Genomic DNA, 23,415 nt, shown 5'->3' with positions numbered 1-23,415 from the left:
CGACAAACGACTCGATCGTGTGACGGTCACATCACCTGCTCAGGGCACCCGTCAGCACCGTACGGATCCGGTCACAAGGAGCCCTGCGCCGGCCGGTCGAGCATCGAGTCGAGCACCCGGCCGAAGATCCGCCGCCCCGCCCCCGAGATCAGCGGATCGCCCCACCTCGGGAGCAGCCGCACGCTCAGCTCCTCCACCCACACCACATGGGAGCCGGAATGAGTGGGGTACACATCGATCGACGCCCGGCCCAGCACCACCCGGCCACGCTTCTCCAGACGGCACATCCCCGCCCTGCTGCCGGACGGCGGTGACCACCGGACCACTTCCATCGGATCGTCGAACGCCAGCGGGCCGATTCCGGTGCGCGCCACGAAGACCGTCCCGACACGGGTCGCCGTCCCCGCCGGCACCGTGATCGTGGTCAGCGGGACCTGCGCGGCGTGCCGTTCCCAGTCCGTCACCCGGCGCCAGGACTCGGCTGCGGGCAGTGGGGTGAAGCGCTCGATCCGGAAAACGGCCACCACATGATCCTAGAGCCTGCCGGACATCCCGCGAGCTGAGCGCGATCCGGGGCGACCGCGGGCCGGGCCGGACCGCCTCAGCCCCGGGCGGGCCCGCCGTCGGCGTTCCGGCCCGCGACCACCAGACCGGGCAGGTGCTCCTCGATCTCCTCGTGGACCTCGTCCGACAGGCCCGCGTCCGTCACGAACGTGTTCACCTGCTCCAGCGTGGCGAACGAACTCAGCCCCACCGTGCCCCACTTGGTGTGGTCCGCGACCACCACCACGCGCCGCGCCGACTGGACGAAACGGCGGTTCGTCTCTGCCTCCGCCAGATTCGGCGTGGACAGGCCGGCCTCGACCGAGATGCCGTGCACACCGAGGAAGAGCACATCGAAGTGGAGCGAGACGATCGCCTGGTCCGCGACCGGGCCGACCAGCGAATCGGAAGGCGTCCGCACCCCGCCGGTCAGCACCACGGTCGCGGCACCCGGCCGGGCACCCGGCGATCCCGGACGCTGCGCCGCGTGGAACACATCGGCGACCCGCACCGAGTTGGTCACCACCGTCAGGTCCGGCACGTCCAGCAGATGCTGGGCGAGCGCGTACGTCGTGGTGCCGCCGGACAGCGCGATCGCACTGCCGGGCACTGCCATCGCGGCGGCGGCCCGCGCGATGTCCTCCTTGGCGGTCAGCTCCAGCGTCGACTTCGCCTCGAAACCGGGCTCGTGCGTACTCGCCTCGACCACCGGTACGGCGCCGCCGTGCACCTTCTCGATGACACCCTGCCGGGCCAGCGCGTCCAGGTCCCGGCGGACGGTCATGTCGGAGACGCTCAGCTTGCGGGTCAGCTCATTGACCCTGACCCCGCCGCGCCTGCGCACCTCGTCCAGGATCAGCGCGCGCCGCTGCTCCGCGAGCAGATTCTGATTCTCGCTCAACGCCGGGTCCGGTCCTTCCCTGTGGCCGTGCAGGAGTCCGTTCGGACGGGGCTCATCCTGCCACGCGGTGTCGCGGGCCGCCGCACTGGGGAGATTTCGTGAGAGCGGCCCGGACACCGCCGTCCGGCCGCGACTCTGGTGACCGGCCATCAGCCGCCATCCCCCCTCCGAGAGCGAGTCACCCAGTGCCACCTCCCACCCAGACCACGCAGAGCACCGGGCCAGCGCTGGAACTGCTGGTCCACGGTGTGGGCGGAACCACGCCCCAGGAGATGCTCGTCGACCCGCGCACGGTCCGCGTCACCGGTGACGCCACCGCCGCCATCTACCGGCGTTCCGGCGACATCGACGCGGAGCGGCACCCCGAGCGGTACCGGGACCGGCCCATCCCCGAGGCCTACTGCTGGTCCAACCTCACCTCCGGCAACGGCTCCCGTGCGCTGTGGCTCCTGCTGCTCCCGTTCATGGTGATCAACCTCGCCCACTGGATGCGCCCGGCCGCCACCGGCCGCCCCCGCACCGTCCGGCTCTACGGGGCGCTGGTCCGGCTGGTCGCGCTGAGCCTGACCGTCCTGCTGACCGCCGCGGCCTGCGAGGTCGCGCTCGACCTGACCGCCTGGCAGTGCGCCGGGGTGGCGGCCTGCTCCGACCAGCGCTCCTGGCTGGGATTCCTGTCCGCCGCCCAGGGCGGCTGGTGGTCCCAGCCCGGCCGCCGGCTCGCCCTCGCGGCCCTGGTGCCCACCGCGCTGGTGGGGCTGCTCTGGTACCTGTCCAACCGCACCTGGAGCGCCTACGAGTCCCAGCGCCCGCTGACCGCCCCCGCCCCCGACGACGACGGCGACGGGGCCGCCCCCGCCGAGCCCGTACGGCCCGCGCTCGGGCGCCCCGGATTCTGGTTCGGGCGCCGGCTCGTCGCCCGGCTGCGCGCCGCCCACACCGCCGCCGGGTTCCTCACCGTCACCGCCTCCGTCGCGGGCGCCGCGGCCCGGCACGACCGGGCCGCGCAGGGCCCGGTCCCCGCCGTGTACGGCCGGGTCATCGAAGCGCTGCTCGTCCTCGGGATGCTCGTGGTGCTCTGGGTCGTCTGCCGGCGCGGCCGCAGCGAACGGCGCCTCGACAACCGGCTCGACCGCGCCGTCATCACCTACCTGCCCGGGGCCGCGCTGGCCCTGCTCGTCCTCGCCTCGGTGCACGCGGCCTGGTCCCGCCCCGGCTGGGCCTCGGCGGGCACCCTCCCCGGCGACATCACCTTCCGCGTCGTCACCCTCGCCCAGGGCGCCTTCGTGGTCGCCCTCGCGGCGGTGGCGTGGCGGCTGTACCGGTGCGGCCCGGAGCCGCGCACCGTGATGCGCGGACTCGGCGGCCCCTCGGTCGCGATGCTCGCCTGCGCGCTCGGCGGCGTGATGACCGGCGGGGTGGCCCAGCGGGTGGCCGACTGGCTCGACGGACCCGGCAGCCCCGGCATGGGCCGCAGCGCCGTCATAGACGGGCCACCGGTCCTGCTCAGCTGGCAGGCCTCCGTCATCCCCGTACTGCTGGTGCTGCTCCTGCTCCCCGGCGCCGCCCTCGGCGTACGGACCTACCTCGCCGCCCGCCGCCTGGAGCCCGAGGTCGACGCGGAGTACGGGGAGCGGCGGCCCGACCCCGCCCGCACCAAGCAGATCGCCCGGACCCGCGCCACGGCCGCGCTCACCGACTCCGCGCCCGGCATCGTCGGACTGGTGTCCGGCGCCACCCTGCTGCTCGGCGCCGGGGCGGTCGGCGGGGCCTGGGCGAGCGGGCAGGTGCCGGGGCTCGCGATGGACGGCAGCAGCCCCTTCGTCGAATCGGTGGCCGAGGCGGCGCAGTCGACCGGCTCCTGGATGATCGGCTTCGGCTTCCTGGTCTTCGTCGCCTGCGGCCGGCGCGCCTACCGGGACCCCTCAGCCCGGCGCACCATCGGCATCCTCTGGGACGTCGGTACGTTCTGGCCGCGCGCCGCCCACCCCTTCGCACCGCCCTGCTACGCCGAGCGCGCCGTCCCCGACCTGGCCTCCCGCATGTCCGGCTGGACGGCGAGGACCCGCGGCCGGCTCGTCATCTCCGGGCACTCCCAGGGCAGTGTCCTGGCCGCGTCCGCGGTCTGGCAGCTGCCCGCCGGGACCCGGCGCAGGGTCGCCCTGCTGACCTACGGATCACCGATCGAGCGGCTCTACGGGCGCTGGTTCCCGGCCTACTTCGGTCCCGCACAGCTGCACGGGCTGCACCGCTCCGTGCACTGCTGGCGCAACCTGTGGCGGGCCACCGACCCGATCGGCGGCGAGATCCGGCTCGGCGAGGAGTCCGGGCCAGAGGTGGACCGGGGCCCCCTGAAGGACCCCCTGGTCTACGGACGCACCCCCGAGCACCCGCTGCCCGAGCCGGTGCTCGGCCATTCCGACTACCAGGCCGACCCGGTCTTCGCCCAGGAGCGGGCCACGCTCCTGGAACGGCTGACCCCGCTCCTGCCCCAGCAGGCCGACGAGCCCCGCCAGGAGCTCAGGGAAGTTCCGGGAGGTCCTCCGGGTACAGCAGGGTGAGGTCGTCCGTGCTCGTCTCCGCGAGCTGGGCGACCCGGCCCGCGTGCCGCTCGACCATCGACTCGAAGGTCTGGCGGGCCGTGCGGCCGTTGCCGAACGCGGGGCCCTTGGGGAGCTCGGTGAAGTACTTCAGCAGCGCCTCGTCGGTCCCGGACGCCAGGCTGTACTCCTGCTCCTCCGTCTGCTGCTCGACGATCCGCAGCAGCTCGCCCGGTTCGTAGTCGCTGAAGGTGATCGTGCGTGAGAAACGGGACGCCACACCGGGGTTGACGGTGAGGAACCGCTCCATCTCATGGGTGTACCCGGCGACGATGACGACCACCGCGTCCCGGTGGTCCTCCATCAGCTTCACGAGCGTGTCGATCGCCTCGCGGCCGAAGTCCCGCCCGGAGTCCTCGGGGGACAGGGCGTACGCCTCGTCGACGAACAGCACCCCGCCGCGCGCCCGGTCGAACGCCTCCTGGGTCCGGATGGCGGTCGAGCCGATGTGCTCGCCGACCAGATCGACCCGGGACACCTCGACCAGATGGCCCCGCTCCAGTACGCCGAGGGCGGCCAGGATCTCGCCGTACAGCCGGGCCACCGTGGTCTTGCCGGTGCCGGGGGAGCCGGTGAAGACGAGGTGGCGGCGGACGGAGGCGGCCTTCAGACCGGCCTCCTGGCGCCGCCGTCCCACCTCGATCATGTCGGTGAGGGCGCGCACCTCGCGCTTGACGCTGTCGAGCCCGACCAGCGTGTCCAGCTCGCCCAGCACCGCCGCGGAGGTGCGCACCGGCTGGGCCGGCGGCTCCACGGCGACGGGCTCGACCGCACGCGGCGCCGGGACCGCCCCGAGCAGTCCGGGGGTCGTCTGGGTCGCCGTCAGGACGGCCGGCGGCGGGGGAGTGGCGGTGCGCAGCGCGCTCTCGTCGCTGGAGCAGTCCTCCACGACCGGGCCGGTCCCTGACCCGTCGCTCTGGGCACCGCCCTCCGGGAACTCGTAACCCCCGCGCGCACAGCGCTCGGTACGGCAGCGGGTCAGCGTCGTACGGCAGCCCTCCATCACATGGAAGCCGTAGCCCTCGCTGCCGGTGACCCGGCAGCCGTGGAAGGTGCCGCGGCCCTCGGCCGACACATAGAAACCGGCCTCTGCGGGTGAGGTGACCGTGCAGCGCTCGATCGTCGGATCGGCGCCCTTGGTGACGATCACGCCGGTCTGGGCGGCATCGATGGTGCAGTTGTTCAGGGTGCCGCCGCTCCCGTGGTCGCGGAACCAGGCGCCGGTGGACGTCTCACGGATCCGGCAGTCGTCGAGCTGCGCCGTCGCCCCGTCGCTCACCGACACCGCCGTGTTGCGGATCTGGGAGAGATCGCTGTCCACGACGTCGGCGCGGGAGCCCCGGTCGAGTACGAAGATGGCGTCCGGTACGTCGTGGACGCGGCAGGAGTCCAGTATCACCGTCGCACCGTCGCTGACCCAGACCGCCGGGTAGTCGCCCGTACTGTCGTGGATCTCGCACTGGTTGGCGTCGACCCGGGTGCCCGGGTCCCAGACCGAGAGCCCGTTGCGGCCGAACCGGCGCACCGTGGAGCGGGTCAGGGTGAGGACGGAGCGCGAACGCAGGTCCACCGCGTTCTCCGGGATGTCGTGGATGTCGCAGTCGGCCAGCGTGAGCACCGCGTCGGTGTCGAGGGTGACCCCGTCCGCGGAGGTGCGGTGGACGGTGCAGTCGGTGAGGTGGGCCGAGGCGCGGGCGGCCACCTGTATGCCGCTGCCCTTGATCTCGTAGATCTCGCAGCCGACCGCCTCAAGGCCGCTGCCCTCACCCGTGACGGACAGTCCCGCCCCCGAGGAGTGGTGGATACGGCAGCGCTCCAGCCGGGGATGTGCGCCGTCGCGCACCGAGACACCGGACTGTCCGGCCGAGACGATCTCGCACTCCTCGAACACGCCGCCCGCGCCGTCGAGTACGGCGATGCCTACGCCGGCCGGGTTGTCGACGGTGCAGCGGCGCACGGTGGGCCGGGCCGCGCCGCGCACCTCAAGGCCGGCGGCGGACCGGGTCACGATCCGTAGGTCCGCGAGTTCCGGGGCGCCTTCCTCGATCAGCAGGGCGGGGGCCGCGGAGTCCTGGCCCTCGACGTGGAGGTCCTGGATGACGGCGGAGGCGCGCAGTGTCAGCGGTACGCCGTCCACGGGGGCGATCCGGACGGACCCGAGGGAGCCTTCCGGCCCGCGCAGCGTCACCGCGCGGGCGATGACGAGGTTCTCCCGGTAGGTGCCCGGTGCGACGGTGAGCACATCACCGTCCGCCGCCGCTTCCAGCGCCGCGGTAAGGGAGGCGTATTCGCCAGTGCGGCGCCGCCACCGCGATGTGCCGGTGTGCGTCACCTGGACCGTGCCCTGTGCCATGGCGCTGACGTGCCCCCGCCTCGTGCGTGTGTGATGCCCTGGTCACCGGCCTCGCGGCAGTGACCACCCAGAGTCCGCCCTGCCTGAGTGAGAGGCGGGCCGGTCCACCGTAGCGCGCGCGGAGGGCGGGAGTTGACCTGATGGGCAGCCTCGCGCCGCCGTGACGGGCAAAGCCTCCCGGACGGGACGGGCCCGGCTCAGCTGCCGGTACCGGTCCTGCCCCAGTCGGGACCGGCCTTGGCCCAGGCCCGGTCGAGCCGCTCGTACCGTCGCCGGACCATGCGCCAGACGATCAGGCGGCGTCCGGCCTCGATCAGCAGGGCGGTGAGCATCGTGGTGCCGAGCCCGGCGAGCACCGCGTGGGTGTGCGCCGTCGGCGCGTCCATGGGGCGCAGCGTGGGATGCCCCCGCGGGTCGGTCCAGATCCTGATCCGGGCACCCGGAGCGGTGTTGCGCGAATAGGTCGTCACCGTGGCGCTGCGGGCCGTGCCGTCCGGCGCGTGCCAGCGGGCCGGCACCGTGGTCATGGCCGCGCGGTCGGTGGAGCTCTCCGGGTCGGCGACGAAGTGCCGTGAAGCCGTGGAGCGGCGCACCACGACGGCGGTGGTGAGATGGGTCCGCGCCTGCTGGGCCCGTACGGATTCCTGCAACGCGCCGTCGACGAGCGAACCGGACAGCCAGCCGGACGCCGGCGCCGCGAGCACCAGCAGTACGAACGCGACCAGGGCCACCCACGCCTCGTGCCGGTCCGTGGCACGGCGCAGAGGGTTGTGCCGCCAACGCCAGACCCCCGAAAGTGCCCGCACAGTCCTGCACCCCCTTCCGTATCCGTCTTAACCCGATACGGTGCGGTCCGCGCGCCGGAGCGACCGGGAGAGAGCAACCTCACGCCGTCCAACGCACCGGCCCGCTCCGGGAGTTCCCGTCAACGGGGGACGTTCCGTCACGGGCGTCCGGCGAGAGCGGCCGTCGAGTCCCCATGGCTCGACCGCGCTCTCGTGGCTGTGGACAGCACGGGGTACGGCAGGGCGCATGCGCCCATTCTGCCAGCCGCCGCCGACAGCACGCCGTCCGCGGGGCGTTACCCGCCTCAGGTCTCCTAGTACCCCCGGCCCTGGTACGGGCGGTTGTAGGGGTCCTCGTACGGCGACTGCGCGGGAACCGGACGCGGCGACGCCGGGCGCATCGACTCGTAGCCGGTACTCGGCGCGGGCCGGGGCTGCTGCTGCTGTTGCGGCGGCGACTGGTACCCGCCCCGGCTCGCGGCCGGCTGCTGCGGGATGTACGGCGCCGGGGCGTGCTGCAGATGGGCCGGCTGCATCGGCGCGTAGCCCTGCTGCGCGGCCGGCTGCGGGTAGCCGTACGACGGAGTCGGCTGGGAGGGCGCCGCCGGAAGGGCGGGCAGGGCCGACGGGAGTGCCGGGAGGTAGCTGCTGCCGGTGTCATAGGCGGCAGGCACTCGGATCGGCGCGATCTGAGGGGTGCCCCGCTCCGCGACCAGCGAGTCGTAGATCGGAGTGTCGGGGAACGACGGCGCGGCGTAGTAGCCACCACCGTAGGTGGAGCGAGGGGAGGTCATGCCACCTAAGTTAAGCCCACGATGTGCCGATTGGGGAGTCCCCATCTTGCGGTTATCCGTTTTACGCGGATTCTGCCGTCCTGACCTGCCAGAACAATGTTAAAGCCTTCGTTAACAGAGGGGGCTTTTCAGTTGGAGGTTCCGCAGGACGTGAATAGGGCTTGGTCGAATCGGGATTAGCGAGCCGGCCGCCCGGCTAAGGGAGTTCGGCGGCAGGATGGTCATGAACCACTCAAGGAAAGGGAGGGAGCGGGACCGCCGCATTGGTCGGTCCCGCTCCCTCCCCTGATTCCTCGTCGGCCGGTCAGACGGCCGGGTCGCGCCGCAGCGCCACCACGTCGATCTCCACGAGGATGTTCATCAGATCGGAGCCGACGGTGGTGCGCACCGGGCGCGGATCGCTGAAGTGCTCCCGGTAGACCTCGTCGTACGCCGCGAAGTCCCGTCGCAGGTGCTGGAGGTGGACCGTCGACTTCACCACGTCGTCCAGGTCGAGTCCGTCCGCCCGGAGCAGGGCGCGCAGGTTCGCCAGGACCTGGCGGGTCTGTTCCCCGACGGTGTCTGCCACCGCCCCGGTGTCCGGGTCCTGCGGGCCCAGGCCAGAGGTGAACAGATACGGTCCGGCGGCGATCGCCTTGCTGTAGCCGCCGGCCGGCGGAGGCGTGCGGTCGCTGTGCACGGCGCGCTTGACGGGGGCCGTGGCGGGCCGGGGAGCGGTACTCATCGGGTCAGGTCCCCCTCGCGCTCGTTGACGCCCGCGTAGTGGCGCAGCTTGTCCTCGTCGACGGTGACGCCCAGCCCGGGGCCCTCCGGCACCCGCAGCCGGCCGTTCTCCAGCGTGAGCGGCTCGATGATGTCGTCGGCGTGCAGGTAGTACATGGAGTCGATGGCGCGCGACAGCACCGGGGTGGAGGCCACCACCGCGAGGTGCGCCGCCGTCGCGATGCCGAGCTCACCACCGCTGTGCAGGTTCATGCCGAGCCCGAACGTCTCGCAGTGCGCGGCCAGCGCCTTCGTCGGCGCGATGCCGCCCCACTTGTACACGTCACCGTGGATCACGTCGACGGCGTTCAGCCGCATCGCCGGCGCGAAGTCCTCGAAGCGCACCACGCACATGTTGGTGCACAGCGGGATGCGGACCTTCTGCCGGACCTGGCTCATGCCCTCGATCCCGACACACGGGTCCTCCAGGTACTCCAGGTCCAGCTCCTCCAGGGCGATGCCGGCCCGGATCGAGTCCGGCACCGACCAGGCCGCGTTCGGGTCGACGCGCAGGTTCACGCCCGGCAGCGCCTCGCGCACGGCGCGCAGGATGGCGACGTCGCCCTCCACGTCCTTGGTGCCCTTGAGCTTCACGGCCGTGAAGCCGCCCTCCGCCACCACCCGTACGGTGTGGTCTGCCAGCGCGCCCGGCAGGTCCGCGGAGCGGGCGCCCGGCGCGTCGGCGCGGGTGATCAGCGCGGTCAGCGGCACCTCGTCGCGGACCCGGCCGCCCAGCAGGTCGGTCACCGACTGGCCGGTGGCCTTGCCCATGGCGTCCCAGCAGGCGACGTCGATCGCGGCGAGCGCCGCGTAGCCCAGGTAGCCGTAGAAGAACGGCACCATGTGGTGGCGGCGGTGAAAGGACTCCAGGGCGAACGGGCTCGTCCCGATCAGCTCCGCCGCGAGGTCGCGGACGATCGCGGCGACCGGCCGGCCCCACATCGTCTCGCCCCACCCCTCGACGCCGGAGTCGGTCCTGACGCGCACCACGGTGCGCGTCTCCCCGGTCTTCGTCTCGAACGAGCTGGTGAACGGGTTGACCAGGGGAAGGTTGACGACCTGGACGTCGACCTCGGTGATCTTCATGGGGTGCGGGTTCCTCTCGGTGGGGGCAGGTCGTGGGCGGGTCACGCGGTGGGGCGGGTGGCGGCGTCGAACGCGAGTACCGCGCGCGCCAGGCCGAGGGCCCGGCGCTCCAGCAGCCGGGCCCCGCTCACGGCGTCGGCGCCGGACGCGTCGTCCGTGGAGCCGCCCACCCGCTCCCACTCGCCGTGCCGCTCCACGGTCAGACCGGGGTAGGGCGGCTTGTCGAACAGCGGCGGCGGGTCGACGGGCTCGCGCCCGGCCCGCTCCGTCCGCACCAGCTCGGGCCGGGCGGCCAGCATCAGCGAGGTCTCGAACCAGCCGGCGTGGCCGGGGATCAGCCCGCTGTCCCCGTCCTCCTCCGGGCCCTCCCCGGGCTCCCCGGTGTCGGTGAGCGTCCAGTACGAGCAGGCCGCCGCGGTCACCTCGGCGCGCAGCGCGAACCGCTTGACCGCGAGGCGCATGATCTCGTCGTTGCCGCCGTGGCCGTTGACGACGAGGACCCGGCGGTAGCCGCAGGCGGCCAGCGAGTCCAGCAGTTCGTCCAGGACGGTGCCGAGCACCGGGGCCGACAGCGTCAGCGCCGCGGCGAACAGATGGTGCGGGCTGTGCCCGTACGGCAGCGTCGGCAGCCGGACCAGGCCGGGCACGTCGGCGCCGGCGGCGGCCCGCTCCGCCAGGACGGCCAGGGCGCGGGAGACCACCGCGTCCGCGAGCATCGTGTCCGTGCCCATCGGCAGGTGCTCGGCGTGCTGCTCCTGCGAGCCGATCGGCAGGATCGCGATCGATTCGGCCCCTGCGGCGCGGGTCTCGCGCCAGGTGCTCTCGGTCAGATTCCGGTGGGTCATGCCGCTGTCTCCCCGGATCGGTGGCATGACAGAGTCGGCGCATGGCGCATGAACGTATTCCTTTGCGGTTGGTACCCGATCCGCGGCCGGACGAGCCGGCCGGGCGGGACGTCGGTGTGCTGGGCGCCGTCGAGGTGCTGCCCGGTCTGGTGCGGTCCGCGCTGCTGGAGCGCACCGGGGTCGTACGGGAACGCGCGCAGGCCCGCTTCGACGCGGGCAGCGCCGACCCGGCTGTGGTCGACGAGGCGCTGCGGGAGGCGGCCGCGGTGTTCGCGGGCCACGCCCCGCTGGGCGTCGGAGTGGCCGCCGCCGGGGTGGTCGACCCGGCGGCCGGCAGGATCGTCGAGGTCAACGACGCGCCCGCGCTGCGCGGCTACCCGGTCGCGGAACGGCTGACGGAGCTGGCCGGTGCGCCCGTCCAGGTCGAGCACCGGGCCCGCGTCCAGGTACTGGGGGACCGGTGGTTCGGCGCGGGACGCGGCCGGCGCTCCTTCGCGTCCGTCGCGACCGGTGAGGTGCTCGGCGTCGGCATCCTCTACGACGGTCAGGTACTCGCCCCGGTCGGCGGCCGCAGCGGCGCCCATATGACGGTCACCGCCAGCGGCGACGTCTGCACCTGCGGCCGGCGCGGCTGCTGGAAGACCGTGGCGACGACCCGCTGGCTGCGCGACCGCGCCGCCGCGCTCGGACTGGACCCGCGAGGTGTCTCGCCGGGCACGCTGCTCGCCTCGGCCGACCCGGCGGCCCGCGACCTCGTCGTGCGGTACGCGGAGAACCTGGTGCTCGGCCTCGCCACCGTCCAGCAGCTCTTCGCCTGCGGACTGTTCGTCCTGCACGGCGAGGCGCTCGACGGCGGTGAGCCGTTCCGTGAACTGGTCGAGACCCTGCTGCGCGCCGATGAGCTCGGCGGCGGCGAGGCCCCCACCGTGGTGCTCGGCGAGCCCGCCGACACCGGGGCACTGCTCGGCGCGGCGGGTCTGGTCCTGTCGGGGCGCTAGCGGGGTCATGCCGCGTCGTCCTGGGCCGCCCTGACGCGGCGGCTCCGCGAGGGGTCGGGGACCGGTACGGCGTCCAGGAGCCGCCGGGTGTACGCGTCCTGCGGGTCGGTGAAGACCTGCCGGGCCTCGCCGCTCTCCACGATCCGGCCCCGGCGCATCACGGCGACCCGGTCCGCGATCTGCCCGACGACGGCCAGGTTGTGCGAGATGAAGAAGTACGTGAGACCCAGGCGTTCCTGGAGCTCCGCGAGCAGGTCCAGGACGCGGGCCTGCACCGACACGTCGAGGGCGCTCGTCGGCTCGTCGAGGACGACCAGGCGCGGCTCCAGGGCGAGGGCGCGGGCGATGGAGACGCGCTGGCGCTGCCCGCCGGAGAACTCGTGCGGATAGCGGTCCAGGATGCCCGCGTCCAGGCCGACGGAGTCCAGGAGCTCGCCGGCCCGCTCGCGGACCGCCGCCCTGCCGCGCCGCCCGCGCGCCCACTCCTCGTGGGTGACGAGCGGTTCCCCGACGATGTCCGCGATGCGCATGCGCGGGTTCATGCTGGAGTACGGGTCCTGGAGGACCACCTGCATCTGCCGTCGCAGCGGCCGCAGTTCGGCGCCGGTCAGCGACAGCAGCTCCGTACCGTCGAACCGCACACTGCCCGCCGTGGGCTCCAGCAGACGCAGCAGCAGCCGGGTCAGCGTCGTCTTGCCGCAGCCGGACTCCCCGACCAGGGCGAACGTCTCTCCCTCGCGGACCGTGAGGGAGACGTCGTCGACGGCCACACTCGGCGGCCGGCCGGGGAACTCCTTGCGCAGTCCGCTGATTTCCAGAAGGTCGCTGGTGGTCATGGGGCGGGCTCCAGTCGGGGGGTGGCGGCCAGCAGGTCGCGGGTGTACTGCGCGGCGGGGCGGGCGAAGACCTGCTCCACGTCCCCGGTCTCGACGACCTCGCCGTGCCGCATGACCGCTACGCGGTCGGCGGTCTCCGCGACCACGCCCAGGTCGTGGGTGATGAGCAGGACGGCCATGCCGTGCCGGCGCTGCAGCGTGACGAGCAGTTCGAGGATCTGCCGCTGCACGGTCACGTCGAGCGCCGTCGTCGGCTCGTCCGCGATCAGGACGCGCGGCCGGGCCACGAGCGCGGAGGCGATCATGACGCGCTGGCGCAGCCCGCCGGACAGTTCGTGCGGGTACTGCCGGTAGCGGTGCTCCGGGTCGGGGATGCCCACCTCGTCGAGCGCGGTCAGCGCCGCCCGGCGCGCCTCCGCGCGGCTGTGGCCGCCGTGCAGCCGCAGCGCCTCCGCGACCTGGGCGCCGACCCGTTGCAGCGGGTCGAGGCTGGTCATCGGGTCCTGGAACACCATGGAGATCCCGGCGCCGCGCACCTTGCGCAACTCCCGCTCGGGCAGGGCCAGTACGTCCCTCCCGTCAAGGAGGACCCGGCCGCCCGCGTACACGCACGGAGGTTCGGGGTTGAGGCGCATCGCGGACAGCGCGGTGGCGGATTTGCCGCTGCCCGACTCACCGACGACGGCGAGGGTCTCACCGGCGGCGACGGACAGGTTCACCCCGCGCACCGCGTGCACGGTGGAGGAGGCGAGGCGGAAGTCGACGCGCAGGTCCTGGAATTCGAGGACGGGCGCCGCGTCAGGGGCATCGGGGGAGTGGGTCATCGGCGGTACGCCTTCGGGTCCGCGACGTCGCGCAGCGCGTCGCCCAGGATGTTGATGGCCAGGGAGGTGAGCATCAGGGCCACACCGGGGAACACCGCGATCCACCACGACGTGCCGAGGTACAGCTGTCCGTCGGCGAGCATGCCGCCCCAGGTCACCGTCTCCTTCGGCACACCGAGGCCCAGATAGCTGAGCGAGGCCTCCGCGACGATCGCGGCCGCGATGTGCAGGGTGCCGATGGTGGCGAGGGGCGCCATGACGTTGGGGAGCAGGTGCCGCCGCATGATCGTCAGGTCGTCGACGCCGATGGCGCGGGCCTCGGTGATGAAGTCGCGGGTGCGCAGCGACAGCACCTCCGAGCGCACCACGCGGGCGTACGAGACCCAGCCGGTGATGCCGAGGACCAGGATCACGTAACCCAGTCCCGAGCCGACGAAACCGACGACGGCGAGCGCCAGCAGGATCGCGGGGAAGGCGAGCTGGACGTCGGCGACGCGCATCACGACGCGGTCCGTCCAGCCGCCGAGGTAGCCGGTGGCGAGACCCGCGGTGGTGCCGATGACGCCCGCGAGCAGGGCGGCGCCGGCGCCGACGAGCAGTGAGACACGGGTCCCGTACACGACGCGGGAGAGCAGGTCGCGGCCGAGCTGGTCGGTGCCGAGCAGATGGGCGGTGCTGCCGCCGGACTGCCAGGCGGGCGGCTGGAGACGGCCGAGGAGGTTCTGGGCGTTCGGGTCGGCGGGCGCGATCAGCGGTGCGAACAGCGCGCACACGACGATCACCGCGAGGAGGACGAGCGCGACCGCGGCGAGCCGGTTGCGGAGCAGCGAGCGCCATACGGACGGCTGCTTCGCGACGGCCGGGGCGACGTCGGCGGTGGTGGGAGCGGGGGCGGTGGTGGTCATCGGGAGTTCCTCACCCTCGGGTCGAGGAGGCCGTAGGACAGGTCCACGAGCAGGTTGACCACGACGAACGTGGCGGCGAAGAGCAGCACCGTGCCCTGGACCAGGGGGAAGTCGCGGTTGGCGATGGCCTGCACGGTCAGCTGGCCGACACCGGGCCAGGAGAAGACCTGCTCGGTGAGGATCGCGCCGCCGAGGAGGCTGCCGACCTCCAGGCCGACGACGGTCACCACCGGCAGCGACGCGTTGCGCATCCCGTGCCGCAGCACGGTCCGCACCGGACCGAGACCACGGGCGCGGGCCGTACGGATGTGGTCGGAGCCCAGCACGTCGATCAGGGACGAGCGCAGCAGCCGCGCGACGACGGCGACCGAGTAGACGGAGAGCGTGACAGAGGGCAGGACGAGGTGCGCGAACGTGCCGTACCCGGAGGCGGGCAGCGCGTGCAGGCCGACGGCGAACACCAGGATCAGCAGGATGCCGATCCAGAAGGGCGGGGTGGACTGGCCGACGAGCACGGCAGTGATGACGCCCCGGTCGGCCGGCTTGCCCCGGCGCATCGCCGCGATCGTCCCGGCGGGCAGTGCGATCAGCAGCGTCACCACGAAGGCGCCCGCCGCGAGCAGCAGGGTGGCCGGGATGCGGTCCGCCAGCACCTGGCGCACCGGCTGGTTGTAGAAGAGGGAGTCGCCGAAGTCGAAGCGCGGCAGCCCCCACAGGTAGTCGAGGTACTGGCTGAACAGCGACTTGTCCAGGCCCAGGCTGTGCCGGAGCACGCTCTCCTGCTGGGCGCTGGCGTCCGGCGGCAGCATCACCTTCACCGGGTCGCCGGACAGCCGCACCAGGAAGAAGACGACGGTCGCGGTGCACAGCAGCACCAGGACCGCGGTTCCCAGGCGGGCGGCGGCCGGGCGCAGCACGGCCACGACGCGGCTGCCCGGCGTCCCGGCCGGACCGGCGGACTTGGCGGACTTGGCGGGCAGGGTCAGGGACTCGCTCATCACACGGCCACCTTCGCGCTCGCCATGTCGAGGATCCCGGCGGCGCCGGGCGTCCAACTGGGCCGGGTGTTGTGCACGTAGATGTTGTCGATCTGGTAGAGGGACACGAAGGGCGCCTCGTCCTTGATCAGTTGCTGGAGACCGGAGAAGGCGCGGCGCCGCACGGCGGGATCCACCGACAGTTCCTCGGTGTCCACGAGCTTGTCGGCGCGCTTGTCGTGCCAGCGGCTCTGGCGCCGGTCGCTGCGTACGTTGGACTGGAGCATGCTCTCGCCGTCCAGCGTCCACACGGTCGACGCGGCCAGGTACATCGGCCCGAGCGCGCCGTGGTTGTCCGAGGTCAGCCGCTGGGCGTAGGTGCCCGGGTCGAGCAGGTCCACCTTGGCGCGCACCCCGGCGTGGGCGAGCAGCCCGGAGATGGCCTCCGCGACGTTCGCGTCGAGGTTGGAGGCGGTGAGCGAGGTGCTGATCCCGTCCGGGTGCCCGGCCTCGGCGAGCAGCGCGCGGGCCTTGGCGGCCGAGCGCAGGTAGGGCTTCACGGTCTCGTCGAAGCCGAACGCCCCGCGCGGGATCATCGCGGGTACCTCGGTGGCGTTGCCGCCGAGCACCGCCTTGATGAGCAGCGGTACGTCGACGGCGTGGTTGATGGCCTGCCTGACCCGGCGGTCGCGCAGCGGCCCGTCGGACAAGGTGTCGAGCGACAGGTAGGAGGTGCGGACGCCGGTGTGGTGGTCGATCCGCACGCCCGGATAGCCGGCCAGCTGCTGGGCGGCGTCCGGGGTCATGCCCGCCACGATGTCCACGCCGCCGCTCTGCAGGGCGGCCAGCGCGGAGGAGGAGTTGGGGGCGGGGACGAAGACCAGCTCGTCGACATGCGGGCGGCCCTGCCAGTGGCCGGCGTAGGCGCGCAGCCGCAGTTCGTGGTCGCGCTGCCAGCGGCGGAACGCGAAGGGGCCGGTGCCCACGGGATGTGCGGCGAAGCCCTCGTCCCCGACCTTGGCCAGGTAGCGCGGGGGGACCACGACACCGCCGAACAGCGACAGCTTCGCCGGCAGGATCGGGTCGTGCACGGAGGTGTGCAGATCCACCGTGTACCGGTCGACGACGGTGACGTCCTCGACGTAACGCAGCTCCACGATCGGTGACTTGGTCGCGGGGTCGAGCAGCCGCTTGATGCTGAACCGGACCGCTTGCGCGTCGCAGGGCTCGCCGTTGTGGAACGTGACACCGCGCCGCAGCTCGAACCGCCAGACCTTGGCCCCGACGGCCTTCCAGGACAGCGCGAGCCGCGGCCGCAGGGTGTTGTCGCGGCCCAGGGAGGTGAGCGTGTCGAAGATGTTGATCAGGGCGTTCATCGACGTCATGTCGCCCTGCTTGTGCGGGTCCATCGTCTTGGGGTCCCCGGTCTGGGACACCCGCAGGACGTTGCCGGCGGCGTCCGCGGGCGGCGACCCGCACCCGGTCAGCAGGGCGGGGGCGGCCAGGGCGGGCGCGGCCAGGGCGCCGGCCCGCAGCACCGAGCGGCGGGAGCAGCCGGCGCGGGGGCCGCTTTGCCCTCCACGTATTCGTTCCATTGAACAACACACCCGTTCCGGTGAATGGAATGCAGTGCGGGTAAGGTAATCCCCATGGGGAAACCGGTCAACAGTCGTTCGCAGCAGCAGACGTCCGCCACCGCTCTTGATGAGGCGGCAGTGACAGCCCTTCCACCCGCGCCAGGCCCGGTGGACAAGGCCATGGAAGTGCTCTCCGCCCTCGCGGAAACCGGAGCGCCGCACCGCCTCGCGGACCTCGCCCGCCACACGGGCCTCGCCAAACCCACCGTGCACCGCCTGCTGCGGGCTCTCGCGGCCGGCGGCTACGCCGAACCGGCCGCAGGCGGCAGCTACCGCCCAGGGCCCCGCCTCCTCGGACTCGCCGCGGGCGTCCTCGCCGACGACGCGGCCACCCGCCAGGCCGGCCCCGTCCTGGAGGAACTCCGCGTCCGCACCGGCCTGTTCGCCTCCTACGCGGTGCGCGACGACAGGGCCCTGGTCCACCTGCGCGTACACGCACCCGCCCAGGGACCCGCCCTCGACCTGCGCCCCGGAACGCGGGAGTCCGTCATCGCGGGCGCCGCCGGACTGGCCCTGCTGGCCGCCCTGCCCGCGGAGGACGCCGAAACCCTGCTGACCGGCCCGGACGGCGCCCCCGCCGACGAGGCGACACGCACCGCGCTGGCCGCCGCCGCCCGGGACGGCTACGCCTTCGACAGCGCCGACGCCTGGCGGGACCGCCGCGCGCTCGCCGCCCCGGTCCGCGACGCCGCGGGCCGTCCGGTGGGCGTACTCGTCCTCACCGGACTCGCCTTCACCCTCGACGAGGCGGCCGCGCGCCTGTACGGGCCGATGGTGCGCTCCGCCGCGGCCGCGGTCTCCGCCGGCCTGGCCGCGCAGCCAGGAGCACGGCTCGGCCTGGTGGCGGAGCCGGACCAGGGGACGGGGCGCAAGTGATGGGCACTCAGCACGCCGCCGCACGCCGGCGCCTCCTCGAACAGGGACGGGCGCGCGGCCTGTACTCCGGCGCCGCCTGGTCCCTCGGGGACGCGAACGGGCCGTACGACCGGGGCTGGACCGGAACCCGGGCCAACGGCGGAGCCCCCCTGGACGGCACCGACCTGTGGGACCTCGCCTCGGTGACCAAACCGATCGTGGGCCTCGTCGTCATGGCACTCGTCGAGCGGGGCGTACTCGGCCTCGACGACACCGTGGGCCACCACCTGGACCGGTACCGCGACAGCCCGTACGCCGCCCGCACCCTCGCCCAACTCCTCGACCACACCTCGGGACTGCCCGGCGGCGTCCCCCTCTACCGCGAGCACCCCACCCGCGAATCGCTGCTCACCGCACTGGGGGCGCTGGAGCGCACCGCTGAACCGGGCACCCATGTCGCGTACTCGTCCCAGGGGTTCATGCTGCTCGGCCTGATCGCCGAGCAGGCCGCCGGCCGGAGCCTGGACGCGCTGGTGGCGGAGCTCGTCGGCGCCCCGCTCGGACTCACGGACCTGTGCTTCCGGCCCGGCCCGGAACGGCGGGCCCGTGCGGTGGCCACCGAGGACTGCCCCTGGCGCGGCCGGACCGTGACCGGCGAGGTGCACGACGAGAACGCCGTCGTGCTCGGCGGCGTCGCGGGCCACGCCGGTCTCTTCGCCACCCTCACCGACATGGAACGGCTCGCGCGCTCCCTGCTCGGCGGCGGACCGCCGTTGCTCGCACCGGACACCCTCGCGCTGATGACCGCGCCCCGTACCGACCACCTGAACCTGCGCCGCTCGCTGGCCTGGCAGGGGACGGATCCGCACACGTCACCGGTGGGCGACAGCTTCGGGCCCGCCTCGTACGGGCACACCGGATTCACCGGCACCAGCCTGTGGATCGACCCGGAGGCGGCGCGTTACGCGGTGCTGCTGGCCAACCGCGTCCACCCGGACCGGGCGGAACGCGGATTCGCGTCCCTGCGACGGGAGTTCCACACGGTTCCCGTCCACCCCTGACCGCCGGCCGGCCGGCGCGTCCGGGGCGACCCATCGTTGGCGATACATCGGTAGTGATGGGTCTGGCGTAGGGTGCGGGCCATGAGTTCCTCGACGACCCCGGTCCAGCTGTTCCTCCTCGGCCGGACCCTCATGAAGATCGGGGAGGAGTCGCTCCCCGAGCTGCCGCCGGGTGCCGACACCCACCGGGTCGGCACCCGCGCCGCCCTCGTCGTCCTGAGCGACCTCCTCGGCCACCCGGACACCTCGGTGAGCGCGATCGCGGTGCGCACGGGGCTGCCCCAGAGTCAGGTGTCGGGAGCCGTGGCGCGGCTGAAGGATGCCGGTTCGATCGTGACCGCGCCCGATCCGGCCGACGGCAGGAGGCAGTTGATCCGGCGGGCACCCCACGCCTCGGAGCGGGTGTCAGAGGTCCGGGTGTCCCGGATCGACGACGCGCTGGCCACCGCGCTCGGCACGGACGACCCCGAGCGGCTGCGCGAGGTCACCGACGCCCTCGACGTGCTCGCCCGGCACCTCACCCCCGAGGCGGCGGGCCGGCTGCGGCCGTGAGGCGGACCGGGGAGCCGTGGCCCGCCCGGGTCCGTCCGGCCCTGAGTAACAGCCTTCACGCACCTCATTGACAGCGCTTTCCACGGTGCGCGAGTATCCGTCCCGAACAGCTCTGACAACGTTGTCCTAGGCGGGAGACCTCATGCAACCGCAGGAGCACAAGGGCGGACTTCCACGGCGGCGGCTGCTACAGGCAGGCGCCGTACTCGGTCTGGCCGCCGCCCAGGTGGCCAACGCGTCGCCCGGTCACGCCGCCGCGCGCACGGCGGCGGGCCCGCCGGGCATCGAGTTCGGCGGCGGACAGGATCAACTGCTGGGCGCCGCCTACCGGTCCGCGTGCCACAACCTGCTGGACATCAACACCGTCCCGTACGACCCGGCGGAGTACAACCAGACCGGTCTGATGACGGAGTCACCCGGTACGTTCATCCGGGCGGGCGGCGGATACGAGCAGCCGTGGACCCGGGACGCGTCGGTCAACTCCTGGAACGCCGCCAGCCTTCTGACGCCGCAGGTGGCACGGAACACCCTGTGGGCGGTGTGCCGGCGGCAGGACGACGGCACCCTGATCGTGCAGCAGGACAACCAGTGGTGGGACCAGATCGTGTGGGCGGTCGCGGCCTGGCACCACTACCTGGTCACCGGGGACCGCGCGTTCCTCGCCGATGCCTTCCAGAGCGCCGTCAACACCCTGCGGGCCGACCGCGATCAGCACCACAACGAGCGCTACGGGCTCTTCGAGGGTCCCGCGTTCCTCCAGGACGGCATCGCCGGCTACCCCGCCCCGCCCGCCGATCCGGACAACCCCTCCTCGTTCGTGCTCGACCACCCGGGCACGGACAGGATGATGTGCCTGTCCACCAACTGCCTCTTCCACGCCGGGTATCTCGCCACCGCCGCGATGGCGCAGGAGACCGGCGACCGGCGCACCGCGCGGGAGTTCAGGCTGGCCGCCGCCCGGCTGCGTACCGCGATCAACGCCCACCTCTGGCGGCCCGCCGCGGGAACCTACGGCTACTTCATCCACGGCGCGGGCGAGCGGGCCGGCCGGCTGGAGACGTACCAGGAGGCCAACGGCCTCGCGTTCGCGGTGCTGTGCGGGGTGGCCTCGGAGAGCCAGGCGCGTACGGTCCTGGACCGCACCCACCACGAACCGTACGGCGTGGTCAACGTGTGGCCGCACTTCGAACGCTTCGACGACCAGCATCCCGGCCGCCACAACGCGATCGTGTGGCCGATGACGGTCGGGATGTGGGGGCACGCGGCGGCGGCCGGCGGCCGGACGGACCTGCTGGCCCGCGCGGTCACGGACATCGCCACCCTCGAACACCGCGACGGCCACTTCTGGGAGATCCACAACGCCCTCACCGGCGCGGTGGACGGCGGCTGGCAGAACGCGCGCCAGTGGGGCTCGGAGCCAGACCAGACCTGGTCAGCGACGGGTTACCTGCGCCTCGTCCACCAGGGCGTGTTCGGAATCCGGCACGAGCGGGACGGGATCCGGTTCGTCCCGAACCTGCCGCCCGGCTGGGGTCCGGTGACCCTGCACGGTCTGCCCTACCGTGGCATGACCCTGGACATCACCCTCACCGGCTCCGGCCGCCGGGTGGTCTCGTCCACCGTCGACGGACACCACCGCACCACGGTCCCCGCCGGTCTGCGGGGGCGGCACCGGGTACGGATCGAACTGCGCTGACTCCCTTGGGCCCGGGAAGCGGGCCCAAGTCCGGTCGCGGCGGGGGTCGTTCCCAGAGGACCGCCGCCGCGCCGAAGAGGATTCGCGCGGGAAATTCCGCCGGGCCGGCTACGGATCTTGAGACGGGTCTTGAGACAGAACCTGGACATGTACAGGATCATTTGATGATCGTTTCGGCGCTAGTCTCCGGGTGAGCAGGAAACACCGCAACCGAAAGCCGCTGGAGTTCATGATGCGTTCGCGTCTCGCCGCCCGTTCCGCCCGTCTGGTCCTGGCCGCCGCGGCGGTGACCGCGCTCGCCGCCACCGCCACCGCCTGTGGCCCCGACGACTCCGCGGACACCGGCAGCTCCGCGGCGCCCTCCGCCGCCGGCTCGGCGGGCGGCGACAGCCCCTCCGGCGACACCGCCACCGGCGAGCCCTCGACCGGATCCGGCGACAGCACCGGCTCGGGGGACAAGGCCTCGTCCGGCTCCGGTGACGCGTCCGGTTCCGGTGACGAGAACGGTTCCGGTGACGGGGGGAAGAGCGGCTACGGGCAGGTCTGCGGCGCCAACGACCTGGACTTCACGGTCACTTCGGAGACGCAGGCGGGCGGGTACTACCTCGTCACCGCCAAGGCGAAGTCCGGCATCACCTGCTACCTGGACCCCAACACGCCCAGCGTCTCCTTCGGCTCCAGTGCCGACGGCGTCGCGTCCCCCGTCGGACAGGGCGGCGAGGACTCCATCAAGCTCAGCGGCTCCAGCGTCGCGTACACCGGGATCAGCCCCAACACGACCAACGGCGATAACGGCAAGGAGTTCGACACCGTCATCATCTCCACGATGGAGGACGACGCCAACCCCGCCGAGCTGAAGCTCCCCGACACCGCCCACGTCGACAAGCCCATCGTCACCAACTGGGCCACCAGCTCCGCGGAGGCCGTCCCCGCCATCGCCTGACGCCGCCACCGCAGGACCGCTGTTACCGGGGAGGCGCCAGGGTGTACCGCGTCTCCTCGGGGATGTGCGACGTGTCGCGGCGGGCCAGCAGCCAGTACAGGGCCGCCGGGATCACCAGGCCCACGATCCAGGAGATGTCCGCGCCGCCCAGCGGATCCACCAGCGGCCCCGTGTAGAAGTTCGTCGCGAGGAACGGGAGTTGGGCGAGCACGCCCACCCCGTAGACCGTGAGCGCGTCCCAGCGCCAGGCACCGTAGCGGCCCCCGGGGTCGGACAGTGCCGGAATGTCGTACCGCTCCCGCGAGATCAGGTAGTAGTCGACCAGGTTGATCGCGGACCACGGTGTGAAGAACGTCAGCAGGAACAGCAGGAAGTCCTTGAAGGACGTCAGGAAGCTGTCCTTGCCCAGGAGCGCCACCGCCGTCCCCGCCACCATGATCACCGCGATGTAGACGGCCCTGCCGCGCTGCGAGAGCGTCTTCTGGCCGCGGAATCCGCTGATGCCGGTCACCATCGACATGAAGCCGCCGTAGGTGTTCAGCACGTTGATGGTCAGCTTGCCGAACGCGACCACGAAGTACAGGAACGACGCGATCAGGCCCGCACCGCCCAGGCCCACCACGTATCCGACCTGGTTGGAGAGGAACGCGTCCCCCGCACTCGCCGCCACGAGCACCCCGAACGTCATCGACCACTGCGATCCGACGGCCGAACCGGACAGCGTCCACCAGAACGTTGCCCGGCCGGACGTCGCACGCGGCAGATAGCGTGAGTAGTCCGCGACGTACGGCCCGAAGGCGAGCTGCCAGGACGCCGAGAGCGACACCGCGAGCAGGAACATCGGCAGACCGAAGTGCGCGTCACCGAGCAGTGCCGACAGGTCCACGCGGTCCAGGAGCCGGATACCCAGGTAGATGAAGGCCAGTGCGCAGACCACGCTCGCCACCCGCCCCAGGGCGTGGATCACCCGGTAGCCGACCGCCGCCACCACCCCGGTGACCAGTGCGAAGACGATGATGCCGGTGGTGTCGTTCGTGTGCGTCAGCTCGGCCGTGGCCTGTCCGGCGAGGACGCTGCCGCTCGCGAAGAACCCCACGTACATCAGGACGACCAGGAGGAGGGGGACGACCGCGCCGCGCACCCCGAACTGGGCGCGGGACTGGATCATCTGCGGCAGACCGAGCTTCGGTCCCTGCGCGGAGTGCAGGGCCATGACGGCGCCGCCGAGCAGATTGCCCAGCAGGAGTCCGGCCAGCGACCACACCACGTCGCCGCCGAAGACGACGGCGAGCGCGCCGGTGACGACCGCGGTGATCTGCAGGTTCGCGCCGAGCCAGAGGGTGAACTGACTGAACGCGGTTCCGTGCCGTTCGCCGTCCGGGACGACGTCGATGGAGCGCCGCTCCACCAGGTCTTCAGCTGCCATGACTCGGTTACCCGGCCTCTCGTTGATGTGTCCCGCCGT

Annotated in this window: 21 protein-coding genes; 7 read left to right on the top strand and 14 right to left on the bottom strand. The window is 72.7% G+C overall.

Annotated features, from left to right (window positions below):
- Positions 1 to 71: 71 nt before the first annotated feature.
- On the bottom strand, positions 72 to 524 hold the full coding sequence (locus ACFVQ0_RS34390; protein ID WP_390093095.1) for an SRPBCC family protein: 453 nt from the start codon (positions 522 to 524) through the stop codon (positions 72 to 74).
- Positions 525 to 601: 77 nt separating this feature from the next.
- The gene (locus tag ACFVQ0_RS34385; protein ID WP_390093094.1) at positions 602 to 1,444 is read right to left on the bottom strand and encodes a DeoR/GlpR family DNA-binding transcription regulator; all 843 of its coding nucleotides are present in this window, start codon (positions 1,442 to 1,444) and stop codon (positions 602 to 604) included.
- Between the two features lie 185 nt (positions 1,445 to 1,629).
- On the opposite strand from ACFVQ0_RS34385, the gene ACFVQ0_RS34380 reads away from it, so the two are divergent.
- On the top strand, positions 1,630 to 4,002 hold the full coding sequence (locus tag ACFVQ0_RS34380; protein ID WP_390093135.1) for a hypothetical protein: 2,373 nt from the start codon (positions 1,630 to 1,632) through the stop codon (positions 4,000 to 4,002).
- Here ACFVQ0_RS34380 and ACFVQ0_RS34375 read toward each other — a convergent pair.
- The 6 genes from ACFVQ0_RS34375 to ACFVQ0_RS34350 form a co-directional block, all read right to left on the bottom strand.
- The gene (locus ACFVQ0_RS34375; protein WP_390093134.1) at positions 3,962 to 6,394 is read right to left on the bottom strand and encodes a right-handed parallel beta-helix repeat-containing protein; all 2,433 of its coding nucleotides are present in this window, start codon (positions 6,392 to 6,394) and stop codon (positions 3,962 to 3,964) included. The genes ACFVQ0_RS34380 and ACFVQ0_RS34375 overlap by 41 nt on opposite strands.
- 197 nt (positions 6,395 to 6,591) lie before the next feature.
- Positions 6,592 to 7,200 (bottom strand): hypothetical protein, encoded by a 609-nt coding sequence (locus ACFVQ0_RS34370; RefSeq protein WP_390093093.1) that lies wholly within the window; start codon positions 7,198 to 7,200, stop codon positions 6,592 to 6,594.
- 293 nt (positions 7,201 to 7,493) lie between these two features.
- Positions 7,494 to 7,973 carry a DUF6643 family protein gene (locus ACFVQ0_RS34365; RefSeq protein ID WP_390093092.1) on the bottom strand — a complete coding sequence of 160 codons (480 nt, stop codon included), beginning with the start codon at positions 7,971 to 7,973 and terminating at the stop codon, positions 7,494 to 7,496.
- A gap of 304 nt (positions 7,974 to 8,277) precedes the next feature.
- Positions 8,278 to 8,697, bottom strand: a complete 420-nt coding sequence (locus tag ACFVQ0_RS34360) for a RidA family protein (protein ID WP_390093091.1) — start codon at positions 8,695 to 8,697, stop codon at positions 8,278 to 8,280.
- Positions 8,694 to 9,821, bottom strand: coding sequence for a mandelate racemase/muconate lactonizing enzyme family protein (locus ACFVQ0_RS34355; protein ID WP_390093090.1), 1,128 nt, complete (start codon positions 9,819 to 9,821; stop codon positions 8,694 to 8,696). The genes ACFVQ0_RS34360 and ACFVQ0_RS34355 overlap by 4 nt, the downstream gene beginning before the upstream one ends.
- Before the next feature lie 41 nt (positions 9,822 to 9,862).
- Positions 9,863 to 10,666 carry a creatininase family protein gene (locus ACFVQ0_RS34350; RefSeq protein WP_390093089.1) on the bottom strand — a complete coding sequence of 268 codons (804 nt, stop codon included), beginning with the start codon at positions 10,664 to 10,666 and terminating at the stop codon, positions 9,863 to 9,865.
- 41 nt (positions 10,667 to 10,707) lie between these two features.
- Here ACFVQ0_RS34350 and ACFVQ0_RS34345 point away from each other — a divergent pair, with 41 nt between their 5' ends.
- The gene (locus ACFVQ0_RS34345; RefSeq protein ID WP_390093088.1) at positions 10,708 to 11,664 is read left to right on the top strand and encodes an ROK family protein; all 957 of its coding nucleotides are present in this window, start codon (positions 10,708 to 10,710) and stop codon (positions 11,662 to 11,664) included.
- A gap of 5 nt (positions 11,665 to 11,669) precedes the next feature.
- Here ACFVQ0_RS34345 and ACFVQ0_RS34340 read toward each other — a convergent pair whose 3' ends face one another.
- Genes ACFVQ0_RS34340 through ACFVQ0_RS34320 form a run of 5 tightly spaced genes read right to left on the bottom strand, consistent with a single transcriptional unit; the run spans position 11,670 to position 16,801 of the window.
- Positions 11,670 to 12,500 (bottom strand): ATP-binding cassette domain-containing protein, encoded by an 831-nt coding sequence (locus ACFVQ0_RS34340; RefSeq protein WP_390093087.1) that lies wholly within the window; start codon positions 12,498 to 12,500, stop codon positions 11,670 to 11,672.
- Positions 12,497 to 13,324 (bottom strand): ATP-binding cassette domain-containing protein, encoded by an 828-nt coding sequence (locus ACFVQ0_RS34335; RefSeq protein WP_390093086.1) that lies wholly within the window; start codon positions 13,322 to 13,324, stop codon positions 12,497 to 12,499. The genes ACFVQ0_RS34340 and ACFVQ0_RS34335 overlap by 4 nt, the downstream gene beginning before the upstream one ends.
- Complete coding sequence (locus ACFVQ0_RS34330; RefSeq protein WP_390093085.1) at positions 13,321 to 14,229, bottom strand: ABC transporter permease; 909 nt, start codon at positions 14,227 to 14,229, stop codon at positions 13,321 to 13,323. Before ACFVQ0_RS34330 ends, ACFVQ0_RS34335 begins: the two co-directional genes overlap by 4 nt.
- Complete coding sequence (locus ACFVQ0_RS34325) at positions 14,226 to 15,227, bottom strand: ABC transporter permease (protein ID WP_390093084.1); 1,002 nt, start codon at positions 15,225 to 15,227, stop codon at positions 14,226 to 14,228. Before ACFVQ0_RS34325 ends, ACFVQ0_RS34330 begins: the two co-directional genes overlap by 4 nt.
- Positions 15,227 to 16,801 carry an ABC transporter substrate-binding protein gene (locus tag ACFVQ0_RS34320; RefSeq protein ID WP_390093083.1) on the bottom strand — a complete coding sequence of 525 codons (1,575 nt, stop codon included), beginning with the start codon at positions 16,799 to 16,801 and terminating at the stop codon, positions 15,227 to 15,229. The genes ACFVQ0_RS34325 and ACFVQ0_RS34320 overlap by 1 nt, the downstream gene beginning before the upstream one ends.
- Positions 16,802 to 16,855: 54 nt before the next feature.
- Here ACFVQ0_RS34320 and ACFVQ0_RS34315 point away from each other — a divergent pair, with 54 nt between their 5' ends.
- From ACFVQ0_RS34315 to ACFVQ0_RS34295, 5 genes are all read left to right on the top strand, one after another.
- Positions 16,856 to 17,719, top strand: coding sequence for an IclR family transcriptional regulator (locus tag ACFVQ0_RS34315; RefSeq protein WP_390093082.1), 864 nt, complete (start codon positions 16,856 to 16,858; stop codon positions 17,717 to 17,719).
- Entirely contained in the window at positions 17,719 to 18,759 is a 1,041-nt protein-coding gene (locus ACFVQ0_RS34310) for a serine hydrolase domain-containing protein (protein WP_390093081.1), read from the top strand. Before ACFVQ0_RS34315 ends, ACFVQ0_RS34310 begins: the two co-directional genes overlap by 1 nt.
- A gap of 81 nt (positions 18,760 to 18,840) precedes the next feature.
- Positions 18,841 to 19,311 carry a MarR family winged helix-turn-helix transcriptional regulator gene (locus ACFVQ0_RS34305; protein ID WP_390093080.1) on the top strand — a complete coding sequence of 157 codons (471 nt, stop codon included), beginning with the start codon at positions 18,841 to 18,843 and terminating at the stop codon, positions 19,309 to 19,311.
- Between the two features lie 142 nt (positions 19,312 to 19,453).
- A complete protein-coding gene (locus ACFVQ0_RS34300; RefSeq protein WP_390093079.1) occupies positions 19,454 to 21,007 on the top strand; it encodes a hypothetical protein in 1,554 nt (517 codons plus the stop codon).
- 232 nt (positions 21,008 to 21,239) lie between these two features.
- Positions 21,240 to 21,950, top strand: a complete 711-nt coding sequence (locus tag ACFVQ0_RS34295) for a hypothetical protein (protein WP_390093133.1) — start codon at positions 21,240 to 21,242, stop codon at positions 21,948 to 21,950.
- Between the two features lie 22 nt (positions 21,951 to 21,972).
- On the opposite strand, the gene ACFVQ0_RS34290 is transcribed toward ACFVQ0_RS34295, so the two are convergent.
- Positions 21,973 to 23,376: a purine-cytosine permease family protein gene (locus ACFVQ0_RS34290; protein ID WP_390093078.1), complete on the bottom strand. Its 1,404-nt coding sequence runs from the start codon at positions 23,374 to 23,376 to the stop codon at positions 21,973 to 21,975.
- Positions 23,377 to 23,415 lie beyond the last annotated feature (39 nt).

It is taken from the genome of Streptomyces sp. NPDC057900 (assembly GCF_042887885.1).
In the GTDB taxonomy this organism is placed as follows: Bacteria; Actinomycetota; Actinomycetes; order Streptomycetales; family Streptomycetaceae; genus Streptomyces.
This window is presented reverse-complemented; position numbering and strand designations above follow the sequence as displayed.